The organism is Acinetobacter sp. TTH0-4 (assembly GCF_015602665.1).
GTDB lineage: Bacteria > Pseudomonadota > Gammaproteobacteria > Pseudomonadales > Moraxellaceae > Acinetobacter > Acinetobacter albensis.
Genome location: NZ_CP059079.1, coordinates 132,448 through 153,395, shown reverse-complemented (window position 1 = coordinate 153,395; position 20,948 = coordinate 132,448). Strand labels below are relative to the sequence as shown.

Here is a 20,948-nt window from a genome sequence, read left to right as displayed (position 1 = left end):
ATTCCTGTAACAGAATCTACATCCATTATTCTTAATTCAATTTATCTTGATTGGGTAAATGGGCAATATATTGCAGCGCAATTAAACGCGATACAACGAGGGCTAAATACATTACACCACAAAACATCTGTAGCATGGCAAGCACACGCGCAGGTGCACTAATCGGAATCAAATCTGAAAGCCCTGTCGCAGATTGGAGACTAAAACTGAGAAACAATAAATCTAACCATGTTTGTAAACCGGTGATATTCGGATTTTGAAAACTCAAAGGTATGAGCAGTTGGCAAATGTTATATAAAAATGCAAAGCCCCAAGCAATCAGAGTAAATACGGCACCCGCTGCAAATAGTTCATCTTTGGTAAGGTAACGATCTTCAAACATATAACGCAGTAAGCCATAGGCTGCACTAAAATAAGCGGCCGCTTCAAAGGCATGAGCAATCACTTGAATCATGACGTGTTTCACACCGAGTAAATGCAATAGCGAGAAAAAGACTGCACCTCCTACAAAAACAAGTCCGATAATCGTAAACATAGGCGTCTGTCGTATGACTTTGGCAATAATCAATAAGACTAAAACGCCCAATACCCACGTTAAAGTCCGATAGGTCGCACTGTGATTAACCACAACCGATAAGATTAAAATAAAGAATTGTAATAACAGTAGCCAAGCACTCGGCAATAAACGAAAAACTTTCCATATACCAATCAGGGCATGCATGTGTGGCTCCATCCAATTTTTATTTTTAATCAAGTTTTAGCTTTATTGAGGTTCTGCTGAATCTAACATGAATTGAATTACTCACTCGCACTATATTTGTATGAAATTTTATCTACAAATAAGTTTAAAAATAACCTGATTCATCATTCTGAATCGAGCATTAAAGTAGCTGAGTTCGACAAGTTTGGACATTTTATTGTTCACTCTTAACAAAAACTCAGATCAATTCAACAAAAAAAAAGCCCCCGTAGGGACTTGTTTATGTGAAGATTTAAACCTTAGTGATCAGAAGCACCTGAGATGCCAATCCCTGTTTGTGAACGAACATATTGCGCATCAAATGCTTTACGTTCTGCCTGTGCACGTGCAGAGTGATCCGTTACAGAGAATAACCAACAACAGAAGAATGACAACGGCATCGCAAAGATTGCAGGGCCATTAAATGGATTGATTGGTGTATCAGAAATACCCAAAGTATCGACCCAAACGGCTTTAGAAAGAACAATCAACAGCACTGCTAAAGATAGACCGACCACTCCACCAATGACCGCACCACGTGTGGTTAAACCTTTCCAGAACATAGACAAAACCAGTACTGGGAAGTTGGCACATGCAGCAACCGAGAATGCTAAACCAACCATAAAGGCTACGTTTTGTTTCTCGAACAAAATACCCAAAATCATGGCAAAAATCGCAAGACCTAAAGTTGCAATTTTAGACATACGAAGTTCAGATTCAGGTGTCGTTTGACCCTTTTTGAATACGTTTGCATATAAGTCATGAGAAATAGCAGAAGCGCCTGACAACGTCAAACCTGCAACTACAGCAAGAATTGTAGCAAATGCGACGGCTGAAATGAAACCCATAAATAAGTCGCCACCCAGCGCATCACTTAAATGCACCGCAGCCATATTGCTACCGCCGACCAACTCTAACTTACCTGTGACTGCCATTTTCGCTACATCAAGGAATTGTGGATTGTTTGAAACAAACAAAATCGCACCGAAACCAATAATGAAGGTTAACAGGTAAAAATAACCAATAAAGCCTGTTGCGACAACAACTGATTTACGTGCTTCTTTGGCATCTTTTACTGTAAAGAAACGCATTAAAATATGCGGTAAACCTGCAGTACCAAACATGAGTGCTAGACCCAATGAAATCGCATCAAGAGGATTTGCCGCCAGTTTGCCAGGCCCCATGATATTGCCTGCTTCTGCTAGACTCATGCTATGAACTTGACTGAATACTTGAATCGATTGTTCAAACATTGTGGTAAAGCTGAAACCGACACTTTTCATGACCATAAATGCCATGAAAGTCGCACCACTCAGTAACATTACCGCTTTAATGATCTGTACCCAAGTCGTGGCCAACATACCGCCAAAAATGACGTAAGCCATCATCAATAAACCGACAATCACCACAGCAATATTGTAGTTCAAACCAAAGAGTAATTTGATCAGCTGGCCTGCACCGACCATTTGTGCAATCAGATAGAACGCAACCACAACTAATGAACTGATGGCGGCTAAAGTACGTACTGGTTTTTCTTCTAAGCGAAATGAAACCACATCCGATAGATTGTATTTACCTAAATTACGTAAACGCTCTGCGACCAAGAATAAAACAATCGGCCAACCCACCATGAAGCCAAGTGAATAGAGCAAGCCATCAAAACCAGAGCTGAACACCAGTGCAGAAATACCCAAGAACGATGCAGCAGACATATAGTCGCCTGCAATTGCCAGTCCATTTTGGAAACCTGAAATTCCGCCACCAGCCGTATAAAAATCAGCAGTATTGGTGGTTTGTTTTGCTGCCCATTTGGTAATGACCAAAGTAAAAGCAACAAAAATGACGAACATGATAATGGCATGCCAATTGGTGGCTTGTTGTTCAGCCACACCTAAATCTGGTCCAGCCCATGCCATACCTGAAAAAAGTACAGTCGCTAGAGCCAGTGCCTGAGCTTTGAATGAAGTCCGTTTCATATTAATACTGTCCTTTTTCATTCGCAATCGCTTCCACTTCTTTCATTGCATCTTGCGTCAATGGATCAAGGATCTTATTGGCAACATAAGAATACACACCGCACAGTACAAATGATAAAACGATGATGCTTAAGCCGAGTGGGATTCCCCAAGTGGTTACACCACCACTAAAAGAACTCATTAGAAATTCTTTGTTATAACCCACCAGCAACATGAAACCTACATATACAAACAGCATAATGCCGGTTAGCGTCCAACTTAAGGCGCTTTTTTTGCTGACCATTTGTTTAAATTTTGGATTCTGTAGAATTCTTTCTACCTGTCTCTCATCCATAACCAATCCTCCTATTTGCACCCAATTTAGGCACTATTTTTTAATTCGAATTATGACGTTGTCTAAGTTAACGATTACGTTGTCTAAGTTAACAATCTTGTGCGGTTGTTGTAAGTACGACTTTGGTCGTTAAATTTTGATCAACTCAAGCCGTCAGATTACGAGATAAGGTATGATGAGCGCATAGCGTTACACTGTAGACAATATGAATAGCTGGCTCATCATGGGGGTTCTTGCCCTCTATATCGCATTACTTTTTATTTGTGCATTTTTTGGTGAAAAACACGCAAGTCGATTAAGCACGCGTGGCCGTATGCTTCTCTTTAGTCTAACATTAGGCGTGTATTGTTCTTCTTGGACATTTTACGGTGCGACGGGTGCCGCAGTTCGTGAAGGAATTATTTTCCTGCCCATTTACCTTGGTCCGCTGATTTTTGTCGGTGTCGGTTATGATATTTGGCGACGCCTAGGTCGAGTCCGTCAGCATCATGCCATTTCATCGATCGCTGACTTTATTGCAGCCCGCTATGGCAAAAGCGGCACACTGGCATCTTTGGTGACTATTCTTGCCGTGATTGCAATTGTGCCCTACCTCGCCTTACAGCTTAGAGCGATTGCTTTAAGTGCAGCAGTGATTCTGCAGCAAAACTCTGGCATTGAAAGCACCACCAATGGCGTACTTTTCCTGACGGGTGTTTTAGCCATTCTGGCGATGATGTTTGGCACTCGGCAGATTGCCAATACCGAACAACATGGTGGTCTGATGCTGGCAGTGGCTTTTGAGTCTTTTGTCAAATTATTTGCGCTGCTTTGTGTGGCTTTATTTTTTGTCTTTGAAGCCCCAGACAACTTGAAACAAATTTCCAGTGATGTTGCCAATACGTTTAAAGAAGTTCAACTTTTTGGTGTGCCCGATACTTTTTGGGTGCAAACCATGCTGGCTGCACTCGCTATTATTTGCTTACCGCGCCAATTTCATGTGGCTGTAGTCGAGTTACGTGATGAAAAACATATCCGTGGGGCGCGTCGTTGGTTTGCCATTTATCTTATTTTAACCACCATCGCAATCATTCCAATTGCCAGTTGGGCATTGCATGCCGCACCGCATTTTTTAGCCATTCCAGATGTGGCCGTTTTATCCCTCCCTTTAAGTTATGATCAAGAATGGTTAACGCTACTGGCCTTTTTAGGTGGATTCTCAGCTTCTACAGGCATGCTATTGGTATCCTCTGTGGCGTTATCTATTATGCTCAGTAATGATCTGATTATGCCAGCTCTATGGCGCACAGGCTTACTATCAAGGCATGATAAGCGTTTGCCGTTGGTGCTGAAATTTACACGTCGTATTTGTATTTTAGCCGTGATGTTACTGGGCTTTTTATTCTTTCATTTCTTTAATGATATTGATCAACTTTCGGTTTTTGGCTTGCTCGCCTTTAGTGCGGTGGCCCAATTTTCTCCCGCCCTCATTGGTGGCTTATATTGGCGTGGCGGAAGTAAACAGGGCGTATATGCAGGTTTAATTGTCGGCTTTTTAGTCTGGGCCTATACTTTATTATTTCCTACTGTTTTACGAAGCTTACCAACAGAATATCAGCAGTTCGCACAAAATTTTCTTCAGCAAGGTCCCTTGGGCATGAGCTGGTTACGCCCAGAAGCCTTGCTCGGATTTGAATCTTTTGCTGCATTAACCCACGGCGTAATTTGGGCGCTAGGACTCAATATCCTGTTATATATTTGGGTATCGCGTATTTTTCGTCCAAGTATTGCCGAACAAATTCAAGCTGAAAGTTTCTTTTATTATGAAACTAAACCGCTTCCCGCCCAAAGCATGACGCATGATACAAATTATTTACAACATGATGTTGCTCGTTTAAAAGTCGGTGATCTGATTGCATTAGCCAAACGCATTACTGGTGAGGGGCCAACACAAAAAGCATTTCAGCAATTTTGCACTCAAAATAATGTGATCTTAAATGAAAATAGCAGTGCCAATGGCATGTGGTGGCGTTTTACCGAGCAATATCTGGCTGGCACCATCGGTGCCGCTTCTGCACGAACCCTCCTCACTACGGCGATGGTCAATAATGGTTTGGCACTCGGTCAGGTGGCCAACATTCTGGATCAGGCTTCACAATGGCAACGCTTTAATCAAAATCTGATTATGACCATGATTGACCATATGACCCAAGGGGTTAGTGTGGTGGATGAAAATATGTGTCTGGTCGCTTGGAATAATCAATACCTCAAACTGTTTGATTACCCAAAAGATATTGTTTATGTCGGTTGCCCGATTGCCGATTTAATTCGCTATAACGCGGAACGTGGCGAATGTGGTCCAGGTTCAGTTGAAGAACACGTTCGTAAACGTATTCATTGGATGGCGATGGGCAATGCACATGAGTTTGAACGCATTCGTAAAGATGGTCGTGTGATTCAGATGCGCGGTAATCCCATTCAAGGCGGTGGTTTCGTCACGACTTTTGCCGACATTACCGCGTTCCGTGAAAATGAAGCTTTCCTAGAAGGTCGGGTACAAGATCGAACTCAACAATTGGCCAATGCCCTGTCTGAACAACAACTGGCGCGTGAACAAGCCGATCGTGCCAATATGTCAAAAAGTCGTTTTATTGCCGCTGCCAGTCATGACCTATTACAACCGATGCATGCTGCTCGTTTATTCAGTACCGCTTTGGAACAAAGTGTACAATCTGATGAAGATCGCAAAACCTTGCAACAACTAGATCGTGCCTTACATGGGGCAGAAAGCATGTTGTCTGCCTTGTTGGATATTGCACGCTTAGAAGGAGGCACCATTCAACCGAAGCGACAACCTTATCCGTTGCATGACTTACTCAGTGATCTAGAACTGCAATTTAAATCGATTGCAGCTCAACGTGGAATACAGTTTAGGGTTCATGATGTCCAATTCTGGATTGATACTGATCCACAATGGATTCGTCGTATTATTCAAAATTTTGTCAGCAATGCTTTACGTTATACTGCAAAAGGTCGCGTTATTGTTGGCGTACTGCGTTCTGCCGAACAGGCTCAAAGCATTCGTATTGGTGTTTGGGATACGGGTCCAGGCATTGCAGAAGAACAACGCATTAAACTGTTTCAAGAATTTGAGCGCTGTGGTCATACCTCACCGTGGGGTGAGCAAGGGTTAGGTTTAGGACTTGCGATTGTGCAACGCATGACTCACCTGCTCGAGTATCCAATGCATGTGTATTCTGAATATGGCAAAGGTTCTTGCTTCATGATAGAAGTGCCGATTGTGCCAGCACCCAAAGTGGCCCTGACACCACTACAAGCCATTCCCTTAAAAAGTAAGGCCTACAAAATTTTATGTTTAGACAACGATGAAACCATTTTAGAAGGCATGAGCACGCTGTTGACCAAATGGGGATATCAAGTCTTTAAAGCGACAGAACCTGAACAAGCCTTACTTCTAATCCAGCAAGAAAATATTCAAGTTTGGTTAGTCGATCAGCATTTAAATAATCACAAAATTGGTTTGGATTTTATTTTGGAAAATCGGCAAGAACAAGTGCCTGTGGCCTTAATTACTGCAGATTCTGATCCAGAGCTTCCACAGTCTTTAAAAGAGCTGAATATTGTATTGCTGAAAAAACCATTAAAACCAGCTTCATTACGTTCTTGGCTCTCAGGATTAAAAATTTCTAACTCATAACATCGCTAAAAACGTTCATTTCACTTGCATGAAATGAACGTTTTCTTACATAAACACACCTTTTCTTAAGCCAACTGGCAATTTATTTTTTGCTCTAGGCGAAACTGTTCAAAAAATCCCGCTTTAGTCCTTATTAAATTGACCAAAAACTTCAACTGTCTATTTTCTATGGCAAAGTGCACCAGATTATAAATGCACAGCTGTATACTTAGTTACAATATTTTTAAGTATATATTTTTTAATAATTTTTTTTAACCAAAAAATACCATCTACAACTTTAGTCGTATTCCGTTTAAGCTGACTCTGCTCCATATATAAGCTTAAGAAACGATCAGTTTTTTTATTTATAGTGGCCCATAAAAATGCGACTCAGAAACTGGTCATCATATAAAATCAGGAGCCAAAAAATGAACATTTCTGACGTGTATTCTATCGGTCTAGATCAGTCACAACAATTTTACCGTCAATACGGCAGCAATGCGTTATTGCCTGAAATTCAATGGGATAAACTTTTTCAGAACAGTAAGTTGACTGATGTTCATATTCAAGCCTTAAATACTTTATATCAAAGTGCTGTTCCACTCGCGCTACAGGTTTTTTCTGAACTAAATTTTGATGTCTTTAAACCCGCAGCTTATAAGCCTCAAGGTTTAGGATTATTTGAACGCCTTGCTGAACAAGAAGATAAACTCATTCAAGCGTTAGATGTTGAATCAAATGGTTTAAGTGAGCAAGTTCGCCATCAAATTTGGAGTATGTTGCTGCGAGGTGGTGCAGTTCTGGTCTTTAAAGCATGGCTTGGTAAAGTCAAAACAGATCAACCTTTATTAGATACCACTCAATTTGACGAGTTATCCGATTTATTGTTTATTAAAACACCACCTTTAGAGTTGGCAAAACGTTTGGACGTAAATGCACATGCGCAGGAAGATCATATTTTTCTGATGTATGGAAATGATGTTTATCTAGACCGTTTTAACAGTTTAGAAACCATGGCTCTGTTTGTTGACTTAGGCGTTTATGATGCAGCATTTCTCAGTTTGAGAGATGACAGTGTAGCGGATTATTTGAAAGAAAAAGACTATGTGTCACAAGAACAAATCGATGAATTACAATGTGCCCTCAACCCACTTTTTTGTACAGATTTAACCCCTAAGCAAAGCTGCGTCGCTTAATTTAAACCATTAAAGCATCAAAAAGGCACTGTTCATTCAGTGCCTTTTTGATGCTTTTCATTCTGTCTTCAAACGAATTACATTTTCTTATCTTCAATATTTAAAGCACTAATCGCTAAAACTGCCTGCGTTCGATTTTGTACATTCAGTTTACGGAAAATCGCGGTAACATGCGCTTTAATGGTCGCTTCAGAAACATCAAGTTCATAAGCAATCTGTTTATTCAACAATCCTTCTGCCACCATCATAAGTACTCGGAATTGTTGTGGTGTTAGCGATTGAATTCGCTCAGCCAATGCCGTTTCATCCGCAGCACGAGGATCAAAATTAGTATGTGTCGGTAAGTTTGGCGGTAACCAAATTTCCCCTTCGAGTACATGCCGAATCGCCTCACCAATATGACTTGGATGCGCCGATTTAGGAATATAACCCATTGCCCCGTGTGCAATTGCCCGTTGAATAATCGTGGTTTCTTCATGTGCCGAAACCACAATAATCGGAATAGAAGGATATTGTGCACGAACATGCACCAAAGCTGAAAATCCTGAAGCGCCCGGTAAATTCAGATCCAATAAAACCAAATCTGGTTCTGGGCCATTATCTAAACGTTCATAAAACTCATTTACTGCTGCTGTTTCATTTATTTGAGCTTGAGGCAAACTGTAACGAACAGCCTGAATCAAAGCATGACGAAACAACGGATGGTCATCAACGATTAAAATATTCATAAGCGATATGAAAGATCTTGTGCACAGTAATCGCTATTCTAACCACACAAGCACAGTAAGGATATGCAAGGCATCATTTTTTTTTGCTGGATATCGCATTATTTTAAATAAAAATTCTTTTTTTATGGTTTGCAGAAAAACTTAAAATCTAATCATATTTAGATATAAATTTTATCCAGATCACATCAATACTTATCTAAATTCAAGATAACTTTAATTTTCATAGTGTTAAATTCTAATTCTCAACAAAGTTCTCCCCAAAAGCACTATATCTTAAAAACAGATAACGTCTTTTTTTTTCTTTATTTTACAGTTCCTGCTGCTCTGTTGGTAAATGAACACTATTCCGAGATTCAATTTAGGTTCGATCTGTATGACTAGTTTTAACTTACAAAAACCACTGAATATTGTTGCTGTATCAGGCGGTTTGAATCATCCATCTAAGACTGAAGCCTTGGTGCAAGAAATTGTGTACGAATTGGGCGAAGCCATTCCAATTCAAGTCCACTTTATTAAATTTAGTGAAATTGGACATTTACTCGGTGGTGCTATTTATCGCCATCAACTTCCGCAACGCGTACAAGATGATTTGGCTGCGGTGGAAGCTGCTGATGCGATCATTGTCGGAACACCCGTTTATCGTGCATCTTTTACGGGTCTTTTTAAGCATTTTTTTGATTTTGTCGAACAAACCGCTTTGGTCGATGTGCCGGTATTATTGGCGGCATCTGGTGGCAGTGAACGTCATGCCTTGGTACTCGAACACCAATTACGTCCTTTATTTAGTTTTTTCCAAGCTCAAACTTTACCCATTGGCGTATATGCCACCGATCAAGATTTCACCCCTGAATATACGATTCACAGCGAATCATTACGTGACCGTATCACCTTGGCTGTAGCACGTGCACTCCCTATTTTGGAATGGGCACCTGCTAAAGGCAAACGAGCTGAAGTGGTCAAAGAAAAAACCCAACAAGCCAATCAGCACTTGGGTATTAATAAACAAATTGAACAGGCTGCTGTCTTGCCTTCTGCGGCAGTTCCCAATTTAGATGCCGCAGAATCACGTTTACATCATAAAAAAATCGCAAAAACCCATGTGGCATAACGCAATTTAAATGGGAGATTCAACCATGTCTGAACAAGAAAAAAATATCACTTTTGCCTATTGGGTGCCCAATGTGAGTGGCGGTTTGGTGGTCAGTAATATCGAACAACGCACTGATTGGAGCTATGAATACAACGTGCGTTTAGCACAAACTGCTGAAAAAAATGGATTTGACTATGCACTGACCCAAATTCGTTTTACCGCAGGCTATGGTGCTGACAATCAACATGAATCGGTGAGTTTTAGTCATGGATTACTGGCCAAGACTGAGCGTTTAAAAGTGATTGCTGCGATTTTGCCTGGGCCTTGGAAACCCGCCTTAGCTGCAAAACAACTTGCAACGATTGATCATCTGAGCGGCGGTCGTATTGCCGTTAATGTAGTGAGTGGTTGGTTCCGCGGTGAGTTCGATGCAATTGGTGAAGAGTGGCCAGAGCATGACCAGCGTTACGTTCGTTCCGAGGAATTTATTCGCGCTTTAAAAGGTGTCTGGACACAAGATCAGTTTAGTTTTGACGGTAAATACTATCAATTTAAAGATTACACTTTAAAACCCAAACCTTTGCAAAAACCACATATTGAAATTTTTCAAGGCGGCAGTTCACGCGCAGCGCGTGATATGGCATCACGTGTGTCCGATTGGTACTTTACCAATGGCAATACACCTGAAGAAATCAAAAAACAAATTGATGATATTCGCGAAAAAGCCAAAGCCAACAATCACAGTGTCAAAATTGGCGTGAATGCATTCATTATTGCTCGCGATACAGAACAGGAGGCACAGGCTGTTTTACAAGAAATTATTGATAAAGCGAACATTCAAGCGGTACACGCGTTTGGCGATGCTACCCGTGAAGCAGGTGCATCTTCCATTGAAGGTGAAGGAAACTGGGCAAAATCAACTTTTGAAGACTTGGTTCAATATAACGATGGCTTTAAAACCAATTTGATTGGAACACCACAACAAATAGCTGAACGGATCGTGGAATTAAAGAGTATCGGTGTTGATTTAATTCTTTCTGGTTTTTTACATTTCATTGAAGAGGTGGAATATTTTGGGCAGAAAGTTTTACCTTTGGTGCGTCAACTAGAAGCACAACAGCAAGTTGTTATTGCCGCTAAGTCAGCTTAATGATCAACAACCAATAAAAATAATAATAAAAGTGACTCCAACTCTCCCCCCTGAGACTCGGCTTGGGGGGAATTTTTATTTAGAGTTTAGGTAGGTGTTCTATCATTTAAAATAATCAAAGCACAAGCGGTAACAGCTATCTATACATGCTGAAATAAAAAACGAGCAGCTTCTAGGTATACATAAAATTTCAATCAAATATTTATCTAGAAAGTCCCACTATTAGGTTATGAGCTCTCACCGATTTATTATTTTATTTATCCTTTAATTTCTTATTCAAAAATAAAATAAAAAAATAAATTAAATACATAAATGGTTGTTATTTATCCATACTATTTAGAAACAACTATTATTTTAAATTTCATAAATAACTCTAATAAGGTAGAAAAAATATGTATGAAGAAAAAATTGTTATTCGAAATCAAATTTCATGGCGCAGCATTTTCGCTGGTGTTATTGCGGTATTAGCCATTTCAATGTTGCTCTCTTTACTGGGTATCGCTTTAGGCTTCGCTCTTTTAGATCCTGAATCTGCAACTGATATTAGCAATGGTTCAGGCACGGCAGTCACCATTTGGACTCTTCTTTCTTTATTGGTAAGTTTAGGTATTGGTGGATTTATTGCAGGTCGCTTGGCTGGCACTGATGGATATATACATGGCTTCTTAGTCTGGGCCTTAGCATTACTGGTCGGTATTTGGTTTGGAGCAATGACCATCAATAATGCTGCCCAGTTAACGGGAAGTGCATTGAGTTCAGTGACTTCAGCAGCAGGTAGTGTTGCAACTGGTATTGGTAAAGGTGGTGTAAATTTAGCGAGTTTAAGTACTCAAGCCTTTGAAGAGTTAGTTCCTTTACCTGAATTAAAAAATGGTGATGTAAAACTCAGTGAAGCATTACAAAAAACAGGAATTAACGAATTACAACCCGATTATTTAAAAGCGCAAGGCGAATGGGCTAAAGATCAAATTAAAAGTGCAGCAAAAGATTTGGTTTTAAATCCCAATAACAGTGATCAAATTATTCAAAAACTTTCGGATACTTTGAAAAATCGTGCTCAAAAAGTGACTGATTCAATTGATAAAAATGAAGTCAGCCAAGCTTTAGCCAAAAATACATCTTTAACGCCTCAAGAAGCAGATCAGGCGGTCAATAATTACTTTATTCAGCAACAAGAATTTTTTAATAGTTTAGAGACCAATGTTCAAAAAGCAAAAATTCAATATATTCAAATGAAAGAAGAAGCAAAAGCGAAAGCTGCCGCTGCTTCCAATGCAGCCGCGAAAGCTGCACTTTGGTCATTTATTGGTTTATTTATCGGTTTAATGGTGACAATGTTCGCTGGTAAATTTGGTGTAACTCACATTTCACGTCATCGCACCTTGATTAAATAAGCTTATTTAAAAATGTTTAAAAGTAAACCGATCCTGAGGGATCAGTTTTTTATGCTTGTATTTATGCTCTACATTAAAATCAGGAATAAAAACTGGGATCAGGTACTTTTCCAGTCAGTACCCACTCCCCGATTTCCTGATATTTATAGTCAATCGGATCATGTAGCGTTTGGGTTCTTACATTACGCCAAAAACGATCTAAATTCAGTTGAGCCGTCGTAGCGCGTGCACCCATCACCTGAAAAACATTTTGGGTCACAAACAACGAGGTCTGGGTAGCCGCGATTTTTGCTGTGGCGATCGCAATACTGACTTCACCGCGTTGCTCTGTCGTCAGGTTTTCACCTATATCCCAAGCTGTTTGTAAACTATCGACTGCTTTATTGGCCAATAAACGGACACTTTCCAGTTGTACATAAAATTCAGCAAAATGCTTTTGGGTAAATGGGTCTTGTACTGCATGTTCAGTTAAAGATTTTGACCATGCTTTTTGGCTTTGTATCGTTTGTTTTGCCATTTCAAATGCACCTTCTGCTACGCCTAAAAAGAGATGTACAAAAATCAGCTGCGCAAGCAATGGACGTAAACTGGAATAAGGCGTACTTAAAGGCCCTGGATCGACTAATAATTCATTTTGGTGGATTTTAACCTGCTCAAAATGGCTGGTGCCACTGTCTGTTTGGCGTTGTCCCATATTGTTCCAGTCACCTAAAAAACTGACCCCTTCACGTTGAGTGGGAATCACGCCAATCAACAATTTCCCTGCCTCGTTATAGCCAGAACATAACAACATATCTGAATCAATTGAACCTGAACAAAAGCTTTTATCACCATGAAAAATATAAGCTGTGTCTGATATTTTTGTTGCTGTGGTTCGTTTATCCAAGGGATTTAAAGTATTTCCCCAAAACAGATTCTCTTGCGCGGTTTGCTTAAACCATTTTGCATACTGAGCGGGTTGAGCAAACAACTGCACTGTGGCAATCAACAAATGGTGAAATCCGTAGACATGTGCCAATGAACTGTCCACTTGTGCAAGCGTTTGAATGGTTTGAAAAATGGTTTTCCAATCGGCATCGCCTCCGCCATATTGCACTGGAATAGACAGCCCCAATAAACCACTTTGACGAATTAAATCACGCTCATGTTTTGGGTTCCCGCCTATTTTGTCACGTTCAGCTGCTGTCTGTGCAAACTGTTGTGCCAAGTGTTGCGCTATTTGGATTGGACTAGCATTTAAAAATGGGGATTGGGCATTCATAATCATATCGATCTATTTCTATATTTTTAGCTTAGCAGATGATGTTTTTAATCTTTATCTGAATGCCTGAAGTCTTTATATGCAAAATAAAAAACCGCCTGAATCCTCAAGCGGTATTTAACAACAATTTATACATGGGGATAGACTGTTTTAATTAAAGCATCTACCACTTGCGGTTCAGCCAGTGTAGAGGTATCACCTAAACTATCCAGTTCATTCGCCGCAATTTTTCTTAAAATACGGCGCATGATTTTACCTGAACGTGTTTTGGGTAAAGACGGTGCCCAATATAAAGCATCTGGGGTGGCCACAGGCCCTAGTGTTTTACGTACCCAAGCGACCAATTCTTTATGTAGCTCTTCAGATTCAGCTGTTCCTGATTGTAAGGTCACAAAAGCACAGATGCCTTGTCCTTTAATATCATGTGGCATGCCGACTACGGCAGCTTCTGCTACGGCTTCATGGGCAACCAAGGCACTTTCGACTTCCGCTGTACCTAAACGATGACCTGAAACATTCAAAACATCATCAACCCTTCCTGTAATCCAGTAATAACCATCTTGATCACGACGTGCACCATCACCAGTAAAATATACACCGGGATAAGCTGAAAAATAAGCCTCAATAAACCGTTCTGGATCACCCCAAATCGTCCGCATTTGTCCCGGCCAAGAGTCTTTGATAATCAGATTACCTTCCGCTTCACCAGCTAACTCTTGCCCTTCAGCATCGACCAAAGCCGGTTGTATACCAAAAAATGGACGTGTAGCCGAACCTGGTTTTAAATCGGTGGCTCCCGGTAAGGGTGAAATTAAAATTCCACCTGTTTCTGTTTGCCACCATGTATCAACGACTGGACAGCGGCTTTCCCCAACTACAGTGTAGTACCAATTCCATGCTTCTGGGTTAATTGGCTCACCAACCGACCCAATCAAGCGCAGACTACTGCGATCACTTTCACGAACAAAAGCATCACCCTCACGCATCATGGCACGAATGGCGGTAGGTGCAGTATAAAGAATCGTGACATTGTGCTTGTCAACAATATGACCTGTACGCGCCCATGTTGGATATTGCGGAACACCTTCAAACATGACCGTGGTAGTCCCATTCGATAATGGACCATACAATACATAGGAATGTCCTGTAATCCATCCAACATCAGCGGTACACCAAAAGACATCGTCCTGTTTCAAGTCAAATACTTCACGAAAAGTACAATTCACATAGGTCAAATAACCACCTGTGGTATGTAACACACCTTTGGGTTTACCTGTTGATCCTGAGGTATATAAAATAAAGAGTGGGTCTTCAGCCTTCATGGGCTCAGGTGGGCAAATTTCATTGACTGACATAATTTCACTGTGATACCACAGATCACGGCCGTCTTTAAATTCAATCGGATTGCCTGTGCGATGAACCACGATTACGTTTTGTACTGATGCAGTCCCCTGAATATTTAATGCTGCATCTACATTTTCCTTAAGCGGAATCTGTTTACCGCCACGCATGCCCGAATCGGCTGTAATCACAATTTTGGCTTGACTGTCTTCAATACGATTTGCCAATGAATCAGGAGAAAATCCACCAAATACCACACAATGTACAGCTCCAATCCGTGCACAAGCCAACATTGAAATAGCGGCCTCCGCAATCATTGGCATATATAACACCACACGATCACCTTTGCGAATGCCGTGCTTTTTTAACACATTGGCAAAACGGCAAACTTCATCATGCAATTCTTTAAAAGAAATAATTTTATGCCGTGATGGATGATCGCCTTCCCAAATAATGGCAGGTTTATGCGGATGTTCTTTGAGATGGCGGTCTAAACAGTTGGCACTGACATTCAGTTCACCATCTGCGAACCATTCAATCTTGAAATGATTGGGGTCAAAACTGGTATTTTTAACTTGGCTAAAAGGCTTGATCCAATCCAATTTTTGAGCCTGCTCTGCCCAAAATTCATTAGGTTGCTCAATCGATTGCTGATAACGCTTAAAATATTCGGACTCTACTGTGCGAGCTGTGGTTTTAAATTGTTCTGGTACAGGATAAATTTCTTTCATAGTATACTTCCTTGATTTTATTCATCTCATCACGAAATGTTATGCCACGTTATTTATTTTATTGACTGCATATTCACAGTATGACGATTATTTTTCAAGCGCTTCAATTCGGCTTTGGTCGTAGTGTATTGATATAATTTAATACATAAACACTTTAAGTTCTGTTGTATTCACATAAAATGTATACAAATAAAAATAATATTATTCATATTTTATGGATAAATTTAAATCTTATTATTGACGCTTAAAATATGGTTACAGTAAGCAAAACAGCCAATTTTTCTTAGCTCAATCTCAATTGGAACAGATATGAACCCACAAGATTCATCTCCATTTTTTTCATCTTCTCAAATGCAAAGCGCAGATAACCCTTTATCAGCAGCAGGTCGTTTTGGGCGTTTAAGTGCGATTGGTTGGTATGGTTTCATACATTTGGTCACTTTTTTTGCTCTATTCGCTTTTAATCTAGCGATCGGTCTTTTTAATCTAAATACTCGTTCTTTGAATTATGATTTTATACAACTGTTCAATAGCCTAGCTGGGCTGGGTTTTATTGTGATTATGGTCGTGTATTTTTATTTTCTGATGGTGGTCAGTGTCCGTCGTTTACACGACATGAACCGAGGTGGTTGGTTGATTATCTTGTTCATCATTCCATTGTTGAATGTCTTTTTAGGGCTTTATCTCATGTTCGGTTCGGGCACAGCCGGCATCAATCGTTACGGTTTACCGCGTGATACAGCTATTTGGGAAAAAATACTGGCTTGGTTAATCATTATTATGACTGTATTAAGTCTCTTGGCTTCGGGTAGCTTCGTCTCTTATATGATGGATACAACTGAACTCAGAACTCCGCAAGAAGTGATTCAAAAAGGCACTGAATATTTTTAAACCCACGCAACATACATTGACAAAATGATTGGCGATACAACGTATTGTGGGTTAAATTTTTATTGTATTTCAGGCAAAATGGCCTGTATTAAGCACAATTTGGACATCCCGTGGTGGAAAAAAATAATACTTTGAATGACGTTACTCAAGGAACATCACAACTTTTACATGAAGCCTCTGAAAAAACTACGCAAACCGTCATTGCACACGCAGCAAAGTACAATGATGCCTATTCCACCATCGACAAATTTGTCAATGCTTTTTGGGAACGTGTACCTTACTTATGTATTGCTATTATCGTTTTCATCATTTTTTACTTATTGGCAAAGTTATTTAAATTCTTTGTTCGTAAAACACTCTCTGATCGCTCTTATACCAAGCAAAATTTAGTCTTGGTGCTGAATCGAGTCGGAAGTTCGGCCATTATGTTTATCGGCTTTCTCATCGCCATGGTCATTGCTATTCCAGGATTTACGCCTGGCCAATTGATGAGTGCACTCGGAATTGGTTCGGTGGCTATCGGTTTTGCATTTAAAGATATTTTCCAAAACTTACTTTCAGGCATTCTAATTTTATTGGGTGAACCGTTTAAAATTGGGGATGACATTATTGTGTCTGGAATGGAAGGCACCGTTGAAGATATTCAAATTCGTGCGACCTATTTACGTTCACCTGATGGACGTCGAATCGTCATTCCAAATGCTACGGTTTATACCAGTCCCGTTACGGTCAATACGGCTTATCAACGTCGTCGTTGCGAATTTATGGTTGGCATTGGTTATGAAGATGATGTGCAAAAAGCCAAAGATATTGTGCTGCAAATTCTAGATCAAGACAGCCGTATTTTAAGCCAGCCGGGCTTTAGTGTGAATGTAACGGCTCTAGCTGATTTTTCTGTGAATCTAAAAGTGCAATGGTGGGTCAATACCACTGAAGTGGTCACTTCCTCCTCGATCAGTGCGGTGCAAGAAAAAGTGATTCGTGCTTTTGCCGAACATCACATTTCTATTCCCTACCCCGTACAAGAAGTCAAAATGTACCGTGGTGATCCATCTACTCAAGATGATGATTCAGCTCGCGCCAAACAAACGACCTAAACTGTAAGCAATCACAGTTTCAGTCCGAATAATTCGGTTGCCCAAGCTTACTGCTTGGCAACCATTTTTGACCAGTAGATCAATTTCATAAGGGATAAAACCGCCCTCAGGGCCAATCAAAAGCGTACAGGCATGTTCAATCGCAAATGGCATTTTGCTCTGTGCGTAAGGATGCGCCACATAAGCAGGCTTTTCCGCTGTCATTAAACTGGGTAAAATATCTTCAACAAAAGGTTTGAAACGTTTATAAATTTCAATTTTTGGTGCAACCGTATCGCCTGCCTGTTCTAAACCTAAGGTCACATATTGATCCAATTGTTGTAAAAAAGGACTTTGCCAATAACTTTTATCGACTCGATAACTGTGCAACAAAATAATGTTTTCAACGCCTAAAGTCACACTGTCCATGATTAAACGACGTAACACTTTCGGACGTGGCATGGCTACAATTAAAGTGACAGGTAATTTTGCTGGAACAGATTCAATTTGGATAGGCTTTAGTTTGACTACCTGCTCTGTCACCTCGACCACCTCAGTCGAGTAACGCAACCCTTCTCGAATGCCGACTTTTAAGGTGTTTCCCACTTGTATATCAATATGTTGTTTTAAATGCTCAAGCTGACGTTTTGAGGTAATTGACCAAAGTTCAGATTCAGTTTGGCGTGGGTCTAACAGGACAATATTCATAAGCTATAAATTCAACTCTTAAAAGCAAATACACCTGCACAGCCACCTATTATTTCATGACTTTATTTTACGTTATGTAGGCGTTCCTACTTTTGACAGATGAGAAGCAAGGCTTCGCAAGAAAACTCTTTATTATGCCGCCTCAGCGAAATAAATTTCAGCATATCTACACAGAACTTTTAAAGATACTGATCAATCACCTCAATATGCTTTACTAAAGAACCTGTATTTTTCGCCATGATTTGCTGTGCTGCAATATTTAATCTTTCGGCTTTATGTTCGTCAGTCAAAATTTCCATTAAAACCTGAGCCGCTTGTTCAGCATTTTGTACCACGGTTACACCGTCAACTGCCACAAACTCATCGACAATCGTTTGAAAGTTAAAATAATTTCTACCTAAAACTGTGGGTACATTGAGTGCAATAGGTTCTAAAATATTATGCCCGCCGCCGGGTTCATTTAACGAACCACCAACGAAACAAACCTGACTTAAAGCATACCACAACCACATTTCACCCATACTATCAGCCAAATAGACTTGAGTAGTGGGCTGAATAGAGTCATTTAAACTGCGGCGTTGAACATTTAAATTTAATGCCTGAATCATCTGAAACACGTCATCAAAACGTTCGGGATGACGGGGTACGACCAACACCACAATGTCTGGATGTTGATTTAAATAAGGCTGTAAAGCCATCAGAAGTTTTTGTTCTTCCGGTGCATGTGTACTGGCAAGTGTAATTACTTTGCGGGAGCTTAAATTCCATGCGTGTTTTAATTGCTTGGCTTGCTGTATAACGCTTTCAGGAGCTGAGATATCAAACTTAATACTGCCCAAAACCTGACTTTTACGTGCAGGCATACCTAGGTTTAAGTAGCGCTGTAAAGTGGCTTGATTTTGCGCCAATAAAGCATCTAAACCCTTCAACATGCCTTGAGTCAAACCTTTAACCTTGGCATAACCTTGCGCAGATTTTTCCGAAAGACGGGCATTAATCAGTAAACAAGACACTTTAAAATACTGCGCTTGATCAATCAAATTGGGCCAGATTTCTGTTTCGACTAAAATCAATACTTTGGGTTGATATTTTTGATAGAACGCACGTACCAATTGTTTCTGATCAGCAGGTAAATATACCGCTTGAAACAAAGACCCATACGGTGCTTTTAAAAAAAGAGATTTGGCGCGGGCTTGACCCGTTTTGGTGGTATTGGTGACTAAAACAGGATGACCCAATTTTAAATAATGTTCAATTAATGGCTGTGCGGCATTGGTTTCACCTACCGAAACCACATGGAACCACATAGCATTCAAATTTTTAGGTTCTTGAAATGGACCAAAACGCTCTAAACGCTCCTGTTGCCACTGCTCCGTATCTAACGCACGTTTTTTAATCCGCCATTGATACAATGGCTTAAGGATTGATAATGCTGCGTTGTACCAAAAAGGAGTAGCCAAACAGGTTGCCTCGAAGAATATAGAATCGGCAAAATATAACAGAGCAGCCCACACATGTTAATGCGTTCTGCTCTGCAATGTTCATTTATTCTGTTTTATTTCTAAAGATTAGCTTTCAGCCAACTGCTTATTCAGAAATGGATAATCGATATAACCCTGTGCTACATCTGTACCAATCATGTTTTCCAGTTTCAATTCATTCAATGGTGCATCTTGCAGTAGACGCTCATACAAGTCTGGATTGGCAATATACGCTTTACCAAATGCAACGGCATCTGCCTTTTCAGCTGCCAACAGCTCAATCGCATCTTCACGACTCAGTTGCATATTGGCAATATAAGGCACTCCACCAGAACGCTCTTTCATATATTCAGAAATACTGTCTTCAGCCAGATATTCACGGGTAAAGAAGAAGGCAATCTTGCGTTTGCCCAGCTGCTCCATGGCATAGCCAAATGTTTCACTTGGATTATCATCGCCCATGTCATGGTCATCACAACGCGGCGCAAAATGCACCCCTACACGATCTGCGCCCCATACTTCAATCAGTGCATCAGTTGCTTCTAGCAGGAACCGTGTACGATTTTCCACTGAACCGCCGTATTCATCTTCACGCTGATTGGTTTTGCTTTGCAAGAACTGGTCAATCAGATAACCATTGGCAGCATGTAATTCCACACCATCAAAGCCTGCAGCTTTGGCATGCAGCGCTGCTTGTTTATATTGTTCAACAATGCTCTGAATTTCGGCAATCTCTAATGCACGAGGCACCACATATTCACGTTTCGGACGCAATAAGCTGACATGACCCGCCTGTTGTACTGCACTTGCAGAGACTGGTGTTTCACCATTTAACAGATCCGGATGCGATACACGACCAACATGCCAAAGCTGGGCAATAATCAGACCGCCCTTCTCATGAACCGCTTGAGTGACCTTTTTCCAGCCTTCGACCTGAGCATCGGTAAACAATCCTGGAGTATTCAAATAGCCATTGGCTTCTTCAGAAATCACTGTAGCTTCAGAAATGATCAGGCCAGCACTTGCACGTTGCGCATAGTACTCAACCATCATTGGGGTTGGAACGCGATCAGCAGTTGCGCGGTTACGGGTCAGCGGCGCCATGATGACACGGTTTTTAAGCTCTAACGCACCGAGCGTTAAAGGAGAATTTAATTCAGCCATCGTTACTCCCAC

16 protein-coding genes are annotated in these 20,948 nt (G+C 40.6%); 7 read left to right on the top strand and 9 right to left on the bottom strand.

Annotation, left to right across the window (positions count from 1 at the left end; genetic code table 11):
• Positions 1 to 31: 31 nt before the first annotated feature.
• From H0S58_RS00690 to H0S58_RS00680, 3 genes are all read right to left on the bottom strand, one after another.
• Positions 32 to 721 carry an ion channel gene (locus H0S58_RS00690; RefSeq protein WP_195726871.1) on the bottom strand — a complete coding sequence of 230 codons (690 nt, stop codon included), beginning with the start codon at positions 719 to 721 and terminating at the stop codon, positions 32 to 34.
• 278 nt (positions 722 to 999) lie between these two features.
• A complete protein-coding gene (locus tag H0S58_RS00685) occupies positions 1,000 to 2,715 on the bottom strand; it encodes a cation acetate symporter (RefSeq protein ID WP_053580286.1) in 1,716 nt (571 codons plus the stop codon).
• Position 2,716: 1 nt separating this feature from the next.
• Positions 2,717 to 3,049, bottom strand: a complete 333-nt coding sequence (locus tag H0S58_RS00680; RefSeq protein ID WP_092720104.1) for a DUF485 domain-containing protein — start codon at positions 3,047 to 3,049, stop codon at positions 2,717 to 2,719.
• Between the two features lie 205 nt (positions 3,050 to 3,254).
• On the opposite strand from H0S58_RS00680, the gene H0S58_RS00675 reads away from it, so the two are divergent.
• Complete coding sequence (locus H0S58_RS00675; RefSeq protein ID WP_195726870.1) at positions 3,255 to 6,746, top strand: PAS domain-containing hybrid sensor histidine kinase/response regulator; 3,492 nt, start codon at positions 3,255 to 3,257, stop codon at positions 6,744 to 6,746.
• Between the two features lie 407 nt (positions 6,747 to 7,153).
• On the top strand, positions 7,154 to 7,921 hold the full coding sequence (locus H0S58_RS00670; RefSeq protein ID WP_053579284.1) for a hypothetical protein: 768 nt from the start codon (positions 7,154 to 7,156) through the stop codon (positions 7,919 to 7,921).
• Positions 7,922 to 7,998: 77 nt separating this feature from the next.
• Here H0S58_RS00670 and H0S58_RS00665 read toward each other — a convergent pair whose 3' ends face one another.
• Positions 7,999 to 8,649 carry a response regulator gene (locus tag H0S58_RS00665; protein WP_053579283.1) on the bottom strand — a complete coding sequence of 217 codons (651 nt, stop codon included), beginning with the start codon at positions 8,647 to 8,649 and terminating at the stop codon, positions 7,999 to 8,001.
• Positions 8,650 to 9,022: 373 nt separating this feature from the next.
• On the opposite strand from H0S58_RS00665, the gene msuE reads away from it, so the two are divergent.
• The 3 genes from msuE (at position 9,023) to H0S58_RS00650 (ending at position 12,283) form a co-directional block, all read left to right on the top strand.
• Complete coding sequence (msuE, locus tag H0S58_RS00660; RefSeq protein WP_053579282.1) at positions 9,023 to 9,757, top strand: FMN reductase; 735 nt, start codon at positions 9,023 to 9,025, stop codon at positions 9,755 to 9,757.
• A 25-nt stretch (positions 9,758 to 9,782) separates the two neighbouring features.
• Positions 9,783 to 10,889 carry a dimethylsulfone monooxygenase SfnG gene (gene sfnG / locus H0S58_RS00655; RefSeq protein WP_195726869.1) on the top strand — a complete coding sequence of 369 codons (1,107 nt, stop codon included), beginning with the start codon at positions 9,783 to 9,785 and terminating at the stop codon, positions 10,887 to 10,889.
• A gap of 392 nt (positions 10,890 to 11,281) precedes the next feature.
• Positions 11,282 to 12,283 carry a TIGR04086 family membrane protein gene (locus tag H0S58_RS00650; protein ID WP_195726868.1) on the top strand — a complete coding sequence of 334 codons (1,002 nt, stop codon included), beginning with the start codon at positions 11,282 to 11,284 and terminating at the stop codon, positions 12,281 to 12,283.
• A 79-nt stretch (positions 12,284 to 12,362) separates the two neighbouring features.
• Here H0S58_RS00650 and H0S58_RS00645 read toward each other — a convergent pair whose 3' ends face one another.
• Positions 12,363 to 13,544 carry an acyl-CoA dehydrogenase family protein gene (locus H0S58_RS00645; protein ID WP_195726867.1) on the bottom strand — a complete coding sequence of 394 codons (1,182 nt, stop codon included), beginning with the start codon at positions 13,542 to 13,544 and terminating at the stop codon, positions 12,363 to 12,365.
• Positions 13,545 to 13,672: 128 nt separating this feature from the next.
• Positions 13,673 to 15,616: an acetate--CoA ligase gene (gene acs / locus H0S58_RS00640; protein ID WP_195726866.1), complete on the bottom strand. Its 1,944-nt coding sequence runs from the start codon at positions 15,614 to 15,616 to the stop codon at positions 13,673 to 13,675.
• Between the two features lie 309 nt (positions 15,617 to 15,925).
• Between acs and H0S58_RS00635 the strand changes: the two genes are divergently transcribed.
• Both H0S58_RS00635 and H0S58_RS00630 read left to right on the top strand, forming a co-directional pair.
• Positions 15,926 to 16,507: a DUF805 domain-containing protein gene (locus H0S58_RS00635; RefSeq protein ID WP_195726865.1), complete on the top strand. Its 582-nt coding sequence runs from the start codon at positions 15,926 to 15,928 to the stop codon at positions 16,505 to 16,507.
• A 110-nt stretch (positions 16,508 to 16,617) separates the two neighbouring features.
• Entirely contained in the window at positions 16,618 to 17,604 is a 987-nt protein-coding gene (locus H0S58_RS00630; RefSeq protein WP_195726864.1) for a mechanosensitive ion channel family protein, read from the top strand.
• On the opposite strand, the gene H0S58_RS00625 is transcribed toward H0S58_RS00630, so the two are convergent.
• The 3 genes from H0S58_RS00625 to H0S58_RS00615 all read right to left on the bottom strand — a co-directional run bounded on the left by H0S58_RS00625 (position 17,578) and on the right by H0S58_RS00615 (position 20,936).
• Positions 17,578 to 18,291 carry a 16S rRNA (uracil(1498)-N(3))-methyltransferase gene (locus tag H0S58_RS00625; RefSeq protein ID WP_195726863.1) on the bottom strand — a complete coding sequence of 238 codons (714 nt, stop codon included), beginning with the start codon at positions 18,289 to 18,291 and terminating at the stop codon, positions 17,578 to 17,580. The two genes, H0S58_RS00630 and H0S58_RS00625, sit on opposite strands and share 27 nt — an antisense overlap.
• Positions 18,292 to 18,470: 179 nt before the next feature.
• The gene (locus H0S58_RS00620; protein ID WP_195726862.1) at positions 18,471 to 19,751 is read right to left on the bottom strand and encodes a 3-deoxy-D-manno-octulosonic acid transferase; all 1,281 of its coding nucleotides are present in this window, start codon (positions 19,749 to 19,751) and stop codon (positions 18,471 to 18,473) included.
• A 108-nt stretch (positions 19,752 to 19,859) separates the two neighbouring features.
• The gene (locus H0S58_RS00615; RefSeq protein ID WP_195726861.1) at positions 19,860 to 20,936 is read right to left on the bottom strand and encodes an alkene reductase; all 1,077 of its coding nucleotides are present in this window, start codon (positions 20,934 to 20,936) and stop codon (positions 19,860 to 19,862) included.
• Between the last annotated feature and the right edge of the window lie 12 nt (positions 20,937 to 20,948).

Coding starts and splice junctions, on each gene's coding strand:
- H0S58_RS00690 (WP_195726871.1), bottom strand. CDS start 721: ATGCATGCCCTGATTGGTATATGGAAAGTTTTTCGTTTATTGCCGAGT.
- H0S58_RS00685 (WP_053580286.1), bottom strand. CDS start 2,715: ATGAAACGGACTTCATTCAAAGCTCAGGCACTGGCTCTAGCGACTGTA.
- H0S58_RS00680 (WP_092720104.1), bottom strand. CDS start 3,049: ATGGATGAGAGACAGGTAGAAAGAATTCTACAGAATCCAAAATTTAAA.
- H0S58_RS00675 (WP_195726870.1), top strand. CDS start 3,255: ATGAATAGCTGGCTCATCATGGGGGTTCTTGCCCTCTATATCGCATTA.
- H0S58_RS00670 (WP_053579284.1), top strand. CDS start 7,154: ATGAACATTTCTGACGTGTATTCTATCGGTCTAGATCAGTCACAACAA.
- H0S58_RS00665 (WP_053579283.1), bottom strand. CDS start 8,649: ATGAATATTTTAATCGTTGATGACCATCCGTTGTTTCGTCATGCTTTG.
- msuE (WP_053579282.1), top strand. CDS start 9,023: ATGACTAGTTTTAACTTACAAAAACCACTGAATATTGTTGCTGTATCA.
- sfnG (WP_195726869.1), top strand. CDS start 9,783: ATGTCTGAACAAGAAAAAAATATCACTTTTGCCTATTGGGTGCCCAAT.
- H0S58_RS00650 (WP_195726868.1), top strand. CDS start 11,282: ATGTATGAAGAAAAAATTGTTATTCGAAATCAAATTTCATGGCGCAGC.
- H0S58_RS00645 (WP_195726867.1), bottom strand. CDS start 13,544: ATGAATGCCCAATCCCCATTTTTAAATGCTAGTCCAATCCAAATAGCG.
- acs (WP_195726866.1), bottom strand. CDS start 15,616: ATGAAAGAAATTTATCCTGTACCAGAACAATTTAAAACCACAGCTCGC.
- H0S58_RS00635 (WP_195726865.1), top strand. CDS start 15,926: ATGAACCCACAAGATTCATCTCCATTTTTTTCATCTTCTCAAATGCAA.
- H0S58_RS00625 (WP_195726863.1), bottom strand. CDS start 18,291: ATGAATATTGTCCTGTTAGACCCACGCCAAACTGAATCTGAACTTTGG.
- H0S58_RS00615 (WP_195726861.1), bottom strand. CDS start 20,936: ATGGCTGAATTAAATTCTCCTTTAACGCTCGGTGCGTTAGAGCTTAAA.